This window comes from Oceanobacter kriegii DSM 6294 (assembly GCF_000422845.1).
GTDB lineage: Bacteria > Pseudomonadota > Gammaproteobacteria > Pseudomonadales > Oceanobacteraceae > Oceanobacter > Oceanobacter kriegii.
On the sequence record NZ_KE383935.1, the window covers coordinates 21693 to 33497 of the forward strand.

Genomic DNA, 11805 nt, shown 5'->3' on the forward strand with positions numbered 1-11805 from the left:
TGTCCATTGCTGTGTTGACGAACTTGGAAAGGACTCGTCATTCCGCTGCATTCGTCGCCTTGCACTGAACAACGGCAACACTCGCGCAGAGCCGTGCAGGATTAAATAGATGTCCCCTTAGAGTAATGACTGCTCTTGCGACAACCCACGCGCAAAGTGTGGCCATTTGTGGCATTCTTGCGACAAATTGCGACATTTAGGCCGGCGAGTGGAGAGTTTCAATGGCGACTTCAGCAACACGCATACTGGTACTGGATAACGACGAAGCCACCCGGGATCTGCTGGCAGACCAGCTGGTGATTAACGGCTTCGATATCCTGTTGGCCGCCACCGCCGAACAAGCGCGACAACTGTTGGATCAGCATCAAACGGATCTGGTGGTGATGGACGTGATGCTGGCTGGAGAGGACGGGATGGGGGTATGCCGTCACCTGTGTTCCAGTCGTCAGCTGCCGGTGATTATTGTGTCGGCGATGGCCACTGAAATGGACCGTATCATTGGTCTTGAAATGGGCGCCGATGACTACGTTGCCAAACCCTTTCATCCTCGTGAAATGCTGGCGCGTATTCGTGCGGTATTGCGACGGGGGATAGAGCCGGCGGGCGTGGCGCCACTGGCCAACCGCTATGAGTTTGACGATTGGCAGCTGGATGTTCGCCACGGCGAGTTGAGTCACCGGCGCAAGGAACAGCTGGTGAAGTTATCGACCGGCGAAGCACGCTTGCTGGAAGTGTTATTGGCGTTTCCCAACCAGGCGCTCAGTCGCGCCCAGCTGATGAATCTGGTTCGCGGCCGCGACAGCCTGCCATTCGAACGGGGGATAGATAACACCATCAGTCGTTTACGGCGCAAGATGGAAGCCGACCCGGCCAATCCGAGACTGATCAAAACCGAGTGGGGTTCCGGCTACAAGCTGGTGGCCGAAGTTCGTAGCTACTGAATGGCCGTTACAGACGCAGGGCAAGCCGCCATTCGGGTCAATCGATGCAGTGCATGCGCCAGCGTCACAGGCTGACGCTAGTGGCACCAGCTTCCCTCCACTGGCGGTAGATGATGCTCATAACCGCCTGCAGCCCAGATCCGGCTAACGCTCGATAGCAAACAAAGAACAGGGACGGAATGGGTCAGTGACGACCGCATGCTGCAGGGTTTTTCGACTCTGACAGGTACTCTTCATGCGCTATTCCTCTCTCTATTTTTCGATGCTGAAGGCGTCGATGCTGACCTTGGCACTCACGCCTTTGGTTGGAACCTCCTCTGTTCAAGCGACAACGCTCGCACCAGCCAGCAACCTTGAACCAGACAGTAGTGGCCAATGCCGCGATGTACGGCTGGGGCAAGTGGCCTGGACCGACTTGCAAGTGGTCACGGCCATTGCCGATATTCTGCTCGACCGAATCGGCTATCAGTCCCAGGTGAAAGACCTTGCCAGCCTTGGCGACGTCTATCAGGCCATGTCGCAAGATGAGCTGGATGTGTTCATGGGCTATTGGCAGCCATCGCAGCAAAGCATGGCGGCGCCCTATATTCAGGAAGGTGACTTTGCACCGGTGGCCACCAATATGGATCAGGCCCGCATGACCCTGGCGGTGCCTGCCTATGTTTACGATCAAGGCATTCACACCCTCGCCGACCTGGCCCGTAACAAGGACAAATTCGAAGGCCGTATTTACGGTGCCGAAGCGGGCAGCAGTGCCCATCAGAAAATCCACGACATGATCAACAAGGATGCCTTTGGGCTGGGCGACTTCAAGCTGATCGAAACCTCTGAACGCATCATGCTGGCCCAGCTGAAGGGACGAATTAAAAAAGGTGAGTGGGTGGTGATTCTGGGCTGGTCACCACACCCGATGAATCAGAATTTCGATATTCGCTATTTGGGCGGTGGCGACGATTACTTTGGCCCGCAACAGGGCAAGGCGTCGGTTTCCACCAATATGCGACCGGAGTTCGACCAGCGCTGCCAGAACGTCGCCCGCTTGATGCGCAATTTGCAATTTGATGCATCGGTGGAAGAAACCATCATGGATCAGGTCAGCAACGAGTTTGTGCCGCTGCAACGCGCGGTGCGCATCTGGATGCACGACAATCCGGGGCAAATCCAACAATGGCTCAGCGGCGTGACCACCGCCGACGGTGGCGCAATTGATGTGCCGAAACTGACCGCATCCCTGAAAGTGGGCTGGGGACGACTGCAAGACGATTAGCAGATCATTTGCAGCATCAATCTCGTACTGCATAGGATGGGCACTCGTGCCCATCGCCAGTATCACCAGACTGCATCCGCAATATCACCAGACATAAGTCAGGCTGTCAGCAATCAGGCCTCTGGAAATCAAGCCGCCAGAACACGTGGCACACATGAAACACAGGCTGAATCCTTCAAGACACAGCCTGTGCTTGGGAAGGGTGCACACTGTCGCAAAAACAGTGTGCTGAAAAAGATCAACAACATCGCTACCTGCACACTAGGCAATTCTGCCGCCCGGTTTTTCCCTGCCAGCGTCACTCGATGACGTTTTGTCCGCTTTTGCCTTTCTTTGTGCGCTTGTTCAATTGCTGACGTTTTGAACGATTGTACCCAAACGGGTCACCCGCATGACAAAGCGATCAATGCCTGTTGGTCGCTGAAATTTTGAGTGGTATACCATAATACACAACATCGCTAACACGAGTTTCAGAGCAGCTGCTCCGCTACGGTGGCCGTTCCTGATGCAAAAAACAAACAGCCGCTCAGTCGGTATAAAAAGGGAGCACGGATCGATGCAACCCAAAAACATGTTAGTTAGCAACGGGATGTTCGCTGGCATTCACAAGGGTATGAGTATTGCTGCAAAAGCCATGATTCTGGCATTTGTACTCTTTACCGTTCTCAACGTGGATTTTGCCAACGGGATCTACAGCGACGTCAAAAGCTGGATTCAAACCACACTGAACTGGTACTACGTGACCGTGGTGAGTGTGGTGCTGTTCTTCTCTATCTGGGTGGCGTTCAGCCGCTACGGCAACATCAAGCTGGGCGCCGACGATGAAAAACCGGAGTTCGGTTTCTTCACCTGGTTCTCCATGCTGTTCAGCTGCGCCATTGGCGTTGGCATTCTGTTCTGGAGCATCGCCGAGCCGATCTACCACTTCCAGGGCAACCCCTTTATTGAAATGGCGGGCATCGCCGCCGGTACTCCGGAAGCGGCTCAAGTCGCCCTGCGCATTACCCTGTTCCACTGGGGCCTGCATGGCTGGGCTATCTACATCATCGTTGGTTTGATGATTGCCTACTTTGCCTGTCGTCGCGGTTTGCCGATGACCATTCGCTCGGCTCTGTATCCGATTCTGGGTGACAAAATCTACGGCCCGGCCGGTCATGCGGTCGATCTGCTGGCGATTTTCAGCACCTTGTTCGGTACCGCCACGGCACTGGGTCTGGGCGTTTCGCAAATGAATGCGGGCTTGAACTACCTGTTTGGTATCGAAGTCTCGAAAACCACCCAGATTCTGCTGATTGCCGGTATTACCGTGATTGCCACACTGTCCACCATGAGTGGTTTGCAACGCGGCATCCGTCTTCTGAGTGTGTGGAACATTCGCCTGAGCCTTATTCTGATCGGCTTCTTTGTGATTGCCGGCCCAACCGTCTACCTGTTGGGTCTGGTGCCGACCAGCATCGGCGACTACTTGTGGAACATGATTCCAATGGGCTTCTGGACCGATCCGGACCCGAAAGGTCAGTGGCAGGGCTGGTGGACCATTTTCTACTGGGGCTGGTGGTTGTCCTGGGGCCCGCTGGTTGGTCTGTTTATCGCCCGTATTTCCCGTGGCCGCACCATCCGTGAGTTCCTGTTGTCGGCACTGATCATCCCACCTCTGGGTGGCTTCCTGTGGATCATCGCCTTTGGCGGTACCGCGCTGAACATCGAACTGTACGGTGCCGGTGGCATTGTTGACGCAGTGAACAACAACATGACCATGGCGCTGTACCACACCATTGAAGCCATTGGTGTTGAAGCTCTGACCTGGCCGATGGCGCTGCTGGCCACACTGATGATCGTGACCTGGTTTGTGACCTCTGCCGACTCCGGCACTCTGGTGATCTGTACCATCCTGTCGATGGGTGCCAAAGAGCCACCACTGAGCCTGCGTGCGGTATGGGGTGTATTGCTGGGTGCGGTTGCGGCGGTACTGTTGCTGGCCGGTGGTTTGAAAGCCTTGCAGTCGGCCACCATTGCGGCGGCCTTGCCTTTCTCGGCGGTGTTGCTGCTGATGTGTGTGGCGCTGGTGAAAGGCTTCCGCGATGAACGCGATGGTGTGTTCTATGGCAAGGATGACCTTGCGAATCCGGAGGCGTTAAAAACGGCTGCAGAAGCGGCGGCGGTAGAAGCCAAAGCTTGATCCTGATTGCCCACACCGGCTCGTTGGTTCATTGAACTGATGGGCCACCTCAAAATGGCGCTGCGGTTTACGTAGCGCCATTTTTTATGTCCGTCAGTCAGGAAATCACATGCCCTTCAAAATCAGAATTCGGGCGTTGGCGACTTCAAGGCGGTGTTGGCGGGCTTGTTGGTATTCGTCCGAGTGGTAGCAGGCCATCGCCTGGTCGTAGCTGTCGAATTCAAACACCACGGCCCGGTCGGGGGTGCGGTCGAAGCCTTCCAGGCAGGTGATTTCCCGGCCTCGGGCAAGGATGCGGGCACCGTACTTTTGCAGTGCCGCCGGGGATTGTTCCATGTAACGGGCGTACTGTTCCGGCTCGTCAATATCAACAAATGCTATCCAGTAGGCTTTCATCGTATTCTCCAAAAGGTTATTGGTATACCATAATACAAAATCACACGAGGAGAAGGTGATGGGCAGTAAAATGAATAGCATCCCGGAAATCATTGCCGACATTCAGGCAGGTAAAATGGTCATCCTGATGGATGACGAAGATCGTGAAAATGAAGGCGATCTGATTCTGGCGGCGGAAGCCGTTACCCCGGAAGCCATTAACTTTATGGCATTGCATGCGCGTGGGCTGATTTGTCTGACCCTCAGCGAACAGCGCTGCGAGCAGCTGGGTTTGCACGCCATGGTGCCGCAAAACGGTTGCACCTATGGCACTGCCTTTACCGTCTCCATCGAGGCCGCCGAAGGCGTTACAACCGGCATTTCGGCGGCGGATCGTGCCCGTACAGTTCAGGCTGCGGTAGCCGCGGATGCCAGGCCAACCGACCTGGTGCAGCCTGGCCATATCTTCCCATTGCGCGCCCGTCAGGGTGGCGTACTGAATCGCGCCGGCCACACCGAAGCGGGCTGTGATCTGGCCGAATTGGCCGGGTTTGAACCTGCCAGTGTGATTGTTGAAATCATGAACGCCGACGGCACCATGGCCCGCCGCGATGATTTGCTGGCGTTTTCCGCCGAGCATGATTTGAAGATCGGCACCATCGCCGACCTGATCCAGTACCGCATGGAAAATGAATCCACCATCACCCGCGTTGGCGAGCAGCAGCTGGCCACCATGCACGGTGAATTCACCATGGTGACCTACGAAGACAAACTCAGCAGCGCCGCGCATATTGCATTGGTGATGGGGGATATCCAGCCGGATGAACCTGTGCTGGCACGGGTACATGCCATCGACCCACTGCGTGACCTGATTGGCGCTAATTACACCGGCCCCTCTAACTGGAGTTTGTGGTCGGCGCTGGAAGCCGTCGCCACCGAAGGCAAGGGCATTGTGGTACTGCTGGACCGTGAAGACTCCGCCAGTGCGCTGCTGCAACGTGCTCCGCAGCTGACCCAACCCAAACCAAGCACCTCGCACAAGGTATTCAGTGACGTCGGCACCGGCGCGCAGATTTTACGCGATCTGGGCGCGGGCAAAATTCGTCATCTGGGCGCTAACTGGCGCTTTGTCGGGCTGGAAGGTTACGACCTGGAACTGGTCGACAGCGTGCCGTTTGATGAGTCTATGATCAGCGGCAAAGTGGCTGGGTAAGCCGCGTTGCGTGAATGATCGTTTGATCACATGTTCGGTGCGCAGTGCGCACCCTACATCTGTAGGAGGGAATTTATTCCCGAATGGGCTTCGCGTTCCTGAATGAGCTTCGCGGTTAAAACTGCTCCTACAGAGAGTCACAGGGTATGCACCGATTACTGAAACCTTATTCGCCGGCGTAACTCGGCGCGATCTCACTGGCCGCCTACAAGGATGTGGGTGGCTACAGCGATCATATGCCGGAGCTGATGACCACCTCGCCGGATGCTCACTACAAACTGCAGAGTGTTGCTGTTAATGATTCCAGTCATACGGTAATGGCCTACGCACTTTTCTGCGGTACTCATACCGGCCCGGGTGGGCCAGTACCACCAAAACGGCGCCGGTACTCTCCCGGCGACAAGCCGACAATCCGCACGAACACCTTGCGAAAGAATCCCGGGTCCTGATACCCCACCTCCCAGGCAATGCTTTCTACTGACTGACGGCTGAAGCGCAGCAACTCCTGGGCGCGACCAACTCTCAGGCGCTGGCAATAATCCGACAGGGTCATGCCGGTGGCCTTCTGAAAGCGTCGCTGCAGTGTGCGCTCATGCAATCCGGCAACGCTCGCCATATTGGCCAGTTCCGTTTCCTTCCCTTCGTTTTGTTGCAGCCAGTGCTGCAGTTTCAGGATGGCCGCATCGCCGTGCATGAGTTTGGGGGAAAACACACTGTAGTAACGCTGCTCCCTTCCGGGAGGATCGATCAGCAGAATACGAGCGGTGTGAATCATGGCCGCTGAGCCCATGAAGCGGTCCACCAGCTTCAGCCCCAGATCCGTCCAGGCCATTGCGCCACCTGCGGTCAGAACATCGCCGTCATCAATAATCAGCTGATTGATGTCGAGTTTCACTTGCGGAAAGCGGCGCTGGAATTGTTCTTCGTAAACCCAATGGGTGGTCGCCTTGCGCCCCTCTAGCAAGCCGGACTCGGCCAGAATAAAAGAACCCGCACAAATAGAAGCCAGTGTCGTTCCGGCCTGGTGAAGCTGTTGCAGCCACCCCGTGTAAGTAGCCCCGACATCGCAGTCCGGTGGTTCTCCCAAACAGGGCGGCAGAATCAGCACGTCGGGTATGTCTGTCGGTTGGGTGCCAGTGTCGAAACAGCGTTCGATGACTCCCTCCGCGGATGGTTGCCAATGGCTCACACGAATAACAACGTCGCTCTGTGCCGTGTTGCCATTGGCCGTATTCAGAGTCGTGGTTCTGGCGTAGCGGTTGGCCAGTTCAAACAGGTCTGTTAACCCCAGCACCGCAGACATTTGTGCACCGGAATACAGTATCAGACCCACCTCATAGGCGCGGCAGTTGCTCATGTGTCGTAATAGCCCCTGATTATGTCGATAAAGACATCTGTCAGAATCTGCTCATACCGCGATGATGTCAAAACACCTTGGGGCCACTGGGCACCCGAGCTCTTTCCTTGAATCAGGACACAGAAGTATGACCAAGCGCGCGATTGTTGTTGTCGACATCCAGAATGAGTATTTCCCACCGGCTGGCAAGCTGCCGTTGAACGGGGTTGAAGAGGCCGCCGCCAACGCTGCCAAAGTGATTGCCCATGCTCGTAGTCTGGGGGAGCCCGTCATCCATGTACGCCATGAATTCCCGGACCCGAATGCGCCATTTTTTGCCGCGGGCACGGAAGCGGTAGACATTCATCCGGCGGTTGCGCCGTTAGCAGGGGAGTTGGTGATTACCAAGAACTACCCGAACTCGTTCCGTGAAACGGCCTTGAAAGAGAAGCTGGATCTGCTCGGAATTACCGATGTGGTGGTTATCGGCTCCATGAGCCATATGTGCATCGACGCCACCAGTCGCGCCGCCGTCGACTTCGGCTACACCACCACGGTGGTTCATGATGCCTGTGCCACCCTCGACCTTGAATTCAATGGCGTCACAGTACCCTCTGAACACGTGCATGCTGCGTTTATGAGTGCGCTGGCGTTTCTGTATGGCACGGTGACCACGACAGAAGCATTCATAGCAGGTTGAACCGCCATCAGCAGGTAATCCCTGGATGTGAAACATACTGCTGTAGGAGGGAATTTATTCCCGAACAGGCTCGCGGTTAAAACCGCTCCTGCAGGTAATTTCGGGATTCGCACGGCGCACCTGATCCGCAGGCAAGCCAGATGGGCGCAAGCGCACCATCCTATGTTGGCTGAATATGTTCGTCATGGTTATAGGGTGGGCACTCGTGCCCACCGTTATCGCAGGCAAGCCAGCTCGTACGTACCGCACTGCCGTAGGAGGGAATTTATTCCCGAACGGGTTTGCGGTTAAAACCGCTCCTGCAGGTAATTTCGGGATTCGCACGGCGCACCTGATCCGCAGGCAAGCCAGCTCGTACGTACCGCACTGCTGTAGGAGGGAATTTATTCCCGAATGAGCTTCGCGTTCCTGAATGGACTTCGCGGTTAAAACCGCTCCTACAGATAGACGCACGGTGCGCATTGCGCACCGGTATCTGAAACCTTATTCGCCGGCGTAAATCGGCGCGATGCTGGCGGGGTCGATGTCGCTTTGTTCGGCCATCACGGTTAATGCTACGGCGGCGGCTTTCTGAACGTGTTCAACGCAGGCGCGGTGGGCGGCTTTCGGGTCGCGGGCCTGGATGGCGTCGAAGATGGCGCTCATTTCGGCACCGCTGTCTTTGTAACGGTCGTTATGGGATACCGAGGTGGCACGCAGGAAGCTGATGCGAGCTTGCAGCTGGCGCAGCAGGTTGCAGGCGGTGCTGTTGCCACAGCCGGTGAACAGTACGTCGTAGAAGTCGCTGACCGCGCTGATGATGGCGCTGATATCGGCACTGTTCAAACGGCTGTGCAATTTCTTGAGGGCGTATTCGAGGTCGAGCATTTGCTCATCGGACGCCCGTACGGTGAACAGCTCGACGATCAGGCTTTCCAGTGAACAGCGCAGCTCGTAGATTTCACGGGCCTGCTCCATGGTAATCACAGCTACCCGCGGGCCTTTGCCATCGAGGTATTCCACCAGACCTTCAGATTCCAGATGACGCAGGGCTTCGCGTACCGAGGTACGGCTGACGCCCAGCAGGTCACACAGGTCGCGTTCAACCAGACGGTCTCCGGGCAAGAACTGGAAGTTCATAATGGCACCGCGCAGCGCCTCGAGGACTTTTTCACGCAGTGTCATGGCTGATCGTTCAATCTTGCCCAGTTCTTCCCTGGCTTGTCGTTGCAACATAGTGTGGTTCCAAATCTCAGTCGGGTGCTGGTGGCACGCTGTTCAGGTAATCATGGTGCGGTTTCGCGGCCGTTGTTCTGGGCCATCAGGCGACGGGTTTGCTGTCGCTGGTGCCGTTTTCGGCTTCCATCTCGGCGAAGACGCTTTTGGCTATTCTAAAGCTATCTATCGCTGCTGGCACACCGCAATAGATGGCAGTTTGCAGAAAGATTTCCCGAATCTCTTCTTTGCTGAGGCCATTATTGATCGCGCCACGCACATGCACCTTGATCTCATGGGGGCGATTCAGTGCTGTCAGCATGGCCAGATTGATCATGCTGCGTTGCTGGCGGCTGAGGCCGTCGCGGTTCCAGACATCGCCCCAGCAGTATTCGGTCACCAGTTCCTGCATCGGCCAGGCGAATTCGTCGCGGTTGTTGTTGATGCTGTTGTCGACGTATTCGTCGCCCAGTACATCGCGGCGGGTTTGCAGGCCAATATCAAATTTATCGGTCATGTTTGGCTCCATTGAGTCAGCTTGGGCGGGCATTCAGCCCACCCATCATCATGTATTTGATTTCGGTGTAGTCGTCGATGCCATAGCGTGAACCCTCGCGGCCAAGGCCAGACGTTTTGACACCACCAAATGGTGCAACGGCGGTAGAAATCAGTCCTTCGTTGATGCCTACCATGCCGTATTCCAGCGCTTCGCCGACGCGCCAGGCTCGGCCAAGGTCGCGGGTGAACAGGTAGGCGGCCAGCCCGGCATCAGTGTTGTTTGCCAGCGCAATGGCTTCGGCTTCGGTGTCGAAGGTCATCACAGCGGCTAACGGTCCGAAGGTTTCTTCGTTGGCGACGGCCATGTCGGTGGTGATGCCGCTCAGCAGTGTCGGCTGGAAGAAGTGTTGACCTGCCGGGTGCGGCTCGCCGCCGTGCAGCAGTGTAGCGCCGTGTTGCAGGGCATCCTGTACGTGGCGTTGGACGGTGGCGACAGCGTTGGCGTTGATCAGCGGGCCTTGTTCTGTGCCCGGTTCCAGACCGTTGCCTACCTTGAGGTCGGCAATGGCGGCGCGGAAGCGTTCGACAAAGGCATCGTGAATGCCGCGCTGTACCAGAAAACGGTTGGTGCAGACGCAGGTTTGGCCCGCGTTGCGGAATTTCGACACCATGGCGGCTGCAATGGCGATGTCGATATCGGCATCATCAAAGACAATAAACGGCGCATTGCCGCCCAGCTCCAGTGAGACCTTCTTCACTGTGTCGGCACACTGTCGCAGCAGCAATTTGCCGATGCGGGTAGAGCCGGTGAAGCTGAGTTTGGCAACCGTCGGGTTGCTGGTCAGTTCGTTACCAATTTCCACTGCATCGCCTGTGATGACGTTGAAAATACCCGCAGGCACACCGGCGCGATGGGCCAGTTCGGCCATCGCAAGGGCCGTGAATGGGGTGTCGGGAGCAGGTTTACAGACGAAGCTGCAGCCGGCTGCCAGTGCCGGGCCGCACTTGCGGGTAATCATGGCGGCGGGGAAGTTCCACGGCGTAATGGCTGCCACCACACCAACCGGTTGACGCACCACCACAATGCGGGCGTTCGGGTTCGGACTGGGGATCACATCGCCATACACCCGCTTGGCTTCTTCAGCGAACCACTCCAGAAAACTGGCGGCATACAGAATTTCGCCATGGGCTTCGGCCAGCGGTTTGCCCTGTTCCAACGTCAGAATGCGCGCCAGTTCGTCGGCATGGGCGACCATCAGTTCGTACCAGCGGTACAGCACCTTGCTGCGCTGCTGGGCTGTTTGGGCGGCCCAGTCATGACGGGCGTTAGCCGCGGCTTCGATGGCCTGCTGGGTTTCGGTGGTGCCCATGCGTGGCACCGTGCCCAGTTGCTCGCCGGTGGCCGGGTTATACACAGGGTCGCTGGCGCCATTAATGGCATCGCGCCATTCGCCGTTGAGGTATGCCTGCTGTCGGAACAGTTGGGTAGTCATCAGGCCATCGCCTCTTCTGGCGTGTGCAGGGCACTGAACGCGCCACGGCAATACACCATTGGGGTTTGCTCGTCGTTGCAGTGCATGTGTTCGATACGGCCAATCAGGATGGCGTGGTCGCCACCTTCGTATTCGTGCCAGTGGGAGCATTCCATGGTCGCTACAGCACCGGCCAGTACCGGCGCGCCAGACGCACCGCTGGTGATGTCCAGTGCGCTAATGGCGTCGCGCTTGGCGTCGCCTTTTTTGGCAAAAGCAAAGGCTTCCGTCGCCTGACCGTCGGCCAGAATGTTGATGCTGAAATGGCTGGCACTGGTCAGGGTACGGTAGCTTTCGGAGTTGTACTGCGGGCACACCAGCACCAGCGGCGGGTCCATCGACAGCGCGGTAAAGGCACTGGCGGTAAGACCGTTCACCTGGCCATCCTCGTCGTGGGCCATCACCACGGTGACGCCGGTGGGGAAGGAGCCTAACGTGCGCTTGTATAACGCCTGCATGGCTTCCTGCTGTTCTGCCGAGGTCGCTGCTGTTTGTGTCGCTGTTGTTTCGGTAACTGTTGTTTCAGTATTAGCCTGGCTCATTATTGTTCTCCTCGTGTGGGCCGTTACT

General features: G+C 56.8%; 11 protein-coding genes. 5 read left to right on the forward strand and 6 right to left on the reverse strand.

Annotation, left to right across the window (positions count from 1 at the left end):
* The first annotated feature begins 221 nt into the window (after positions 1-221).
* From G516_RS0119705 to G516_RS23505, 3 genes are all read left to right on the forward strand, one after another.
* Positions 222-941, forward strand: coding sequence for a response regulator (locus G516_RS0119705; RefSeq protein WP_028295100.1), 720 nt, complete (start codon positions 222-224; stop codon positions 939-941).
* Positions 942-1176: 235 nt separating this feature from the next.
* On the forward strand, positions 1177-2208 hold the full coding sequence (locus G516_RS0119710; protein ID WP_051219649.1) for a glycine betaine ABC transporter substrate-binding protein: 1032 nt from the start codon (positions 1177-1179) through the stop codon (positions 2206-2208).
* Positions 2209-2779: 571 nt separating this feature from the next.
* Positions 2780-4387 (forward strand): BCCT family transporter, encoded by a 1608-nt coding sequence (locus G516_RS23505; protein ID WP_245582703.1) that lies wholly within the window; start codon positions 2780-2782, stop codon positions 4385-4387.
* A gap of 105 nt (positions 4388-4492) precedes the next feature.
* On the opposite strand, the gene G516_RS0119720 is transcribed toward G516_RS23505, so the two are convergent.
* On the reverse strand, positions 4493-4783 hold the full coding sequence (locus G516_RS0119720; RefSeq protein ID WP_028295102.1) for a DUF1330 domain-containing protein: 291 nt from the start codon (positions 4781-4783) through the stop codon (positions 4493-4495).
* 58 nt (positions 4784-4841) lie between these two features.
* Between G516_RS0119720 and ribBA the strand changes: the two genes are divergently transcribed.
* The gene (ribBA, locus tag G516_RS0119725; RefSeq protein WP_169449563.1) at positions 4842-5975 is read left to right on the forward strand and encodes a bifunctional 3,4-dihydroxy-2-butanone-4-phosphate synthase/GTP cyclohydrolase II; all 1134 of its coding nucleotides are present in this window, start codon (positions 4842-4844) and stop codon (positions 5973-5975) included.
* 343 nt (positions 5976-6318) lie between these two features.
* On the opposite strand, the gene G516_RS0119730 is transcribed toward ribBA, so the two are convergent.
* Positions 6319-7332 carry a GlxA family transcriptional regulator gene (locus G516_RS0119730; RefSeq protein WP_028295104.1) on the reverse strand — a complete coding sequence of 338 codons (1014 nt, stop codon included), beginning with the start codon at positions 7330-7332 and terminating at the stop codon, positions 6319-6321.
* A 127-nt stretch (positions 7333-7459) separates the two neighbouring features.
* Between G516_RS0119730 and G516_RS0119735 the strand changes: the two genes are divergently transcribed.
* Complete coding sequence (locus tag G516_RS0119735; protein WP_028295105.1) at positions 7460-8011, forward strand: cysteine hydrolase family protein; 552 nt, start codon at positions 7460-7462, stop codon at positions 8009-8011.
* Positions 8012-8494: 483 nt separating this feature from the next.
* On the opposite strand, the gene G516_RS0119740 is transcribed toward G516_RS0119735, so the two are convergent.
* The 4 genes from G516_RS0119740 to G516_RS0119755 all read right to left on the reverse strand — a co-directional run bounded on the left by G516_RS0119740 (position 8495) and on the right by G516_RS0119755 (position 11777).
* Complete coding sequence (locus G516_RS0119740) at positions 8495-9226, reverse strand: GntR family transcriptional regulator (RefSeq protein ID WP_245582704.1); 732 nt, start codon at positions 9224-9226, stop codon at positions 8495-8497.
* An 85-nt stretch (positions 9227-9311) separates the two neighbouring features.
* A complete protein-coding gene (locus tag G516_RS0119745) occupies positions 9312-9722 on the reverse strand; it encodes a carboxymuconolactone decarboxylase family protein (protein WP_084645271.1) in 411 nt (136 codons plus the stop codon).
* Positions 9723-9738: 16 nt separating this feature from the next.
* The gene (locus G516_RS0119750) at positions 9739-11196 is read right to left on the reverse strand and encodes an NAD-dependent succinate-semialdehyde dehydrogenase (RefSeq protein ID WP_028295108.1); all 1458 of its coding nucleotides are present in this window, start codon (positions 11194-11196) and stop codon (positions 9739-9741) included.
* The gene (locus tag G516_RS0119755) at positions 11196-11777 is read right to left on the reverse strand and encodes a flavin reductase family protein (protein ID WP_245582705.1); all 582 of its coding nucleotides are present in this window, start codon (positions 11775-11777) and stop codon (positions 11196-11198) included. Before G516_RS0119755 ends, G516_RS0119750 begins: the two co-directional genes overlap by 1 nt.
* Positions 11778-11805: the final 28 nt, after the last annotated feature.

What these genes read in the sequence shown, in the direction of transcription:
- G516_RS0119705 (WP_028295100.1), top strand. Translation starts at nt 222, where the DNA reads ATGGCGACTTCAGCAACACGCATACTGGTACTGGATAACGACGAAGCC.
- G516_RS0119710 (WP_051219649.1), top strand. Translation starts at nt 1,177, where the DNA reads ATGCGCTATTCCTCTCTCTATTTTTCGATGCTGAAGGCGTCGATGCTG.
- G516_RS23505 (WP_245582703.1), top strand. Translation starts at nt 2,780, where the DNA reads ATGTTAGTTAGCAACGGGATGTTCGCTGGCATTCACAAGGGTATGAGT.
- G516_RS0119720 (WP_028295102.1), bottom strand. Translation starts at nt 4,783, where the DNA reads ATGAAAGCCTACTGGATAGCATTTGTTGATATTGACGAGCCGGAACAG.
- ribBA (WP_169449563.1), top strand. Translation starts at nt 4,842, where the DNA reads ATGGGCAGTAAAATGAATAGCATCCCGGAAATCATTGCCGACATTCAG.
- G516_RS0119730 (WP_028295104.1), bottom strand. Translation starts at nt 7,332, where the DNA reads ATGAGCAACTGCCGCGCCTATGAGGTGGGTCTGATACTGTATTCCGGT.
- G516_RS0119735 (WP_028295105.1), top strand. Translation starts at nt 7,460, where the DNA reads ATGACCAAGCGCGCGATTGTTGTTGTCGACATCCAGAATGAGTATTTC.
- G516_RS0119740 (WP_245582704.1), bottom strand. Translation starts at nt 9,226, where the DNA reads ATGTTGCAACGACAAGCCAGGGAAGAACTGGGCAAGATTGAACGATCA.
- G516_RS0119745 (WP_084645271.1), bottom strand. Translation starts at nt 9,722, where the DNA reads ATGACCGATAAATTTGATATTGGCCTGCAAACCCGCCGCGATGTACTG.
- G516_RS0119750 (WP_028295108.1), bottom strand. Translation starts at nt 11,196, where the DNA reads ATGACTACCCAACTGTTCCGACAGCAGGCATACCTCAACGGCGAATGG.
- G516_RS0119755 (WP_245582705.1), bottom strand. Translation starts at nt 11,777, where the DNA reads ATGAGCCAGGCTAATACTGAAACAACAGTTACCGAAACAACAGCGACA.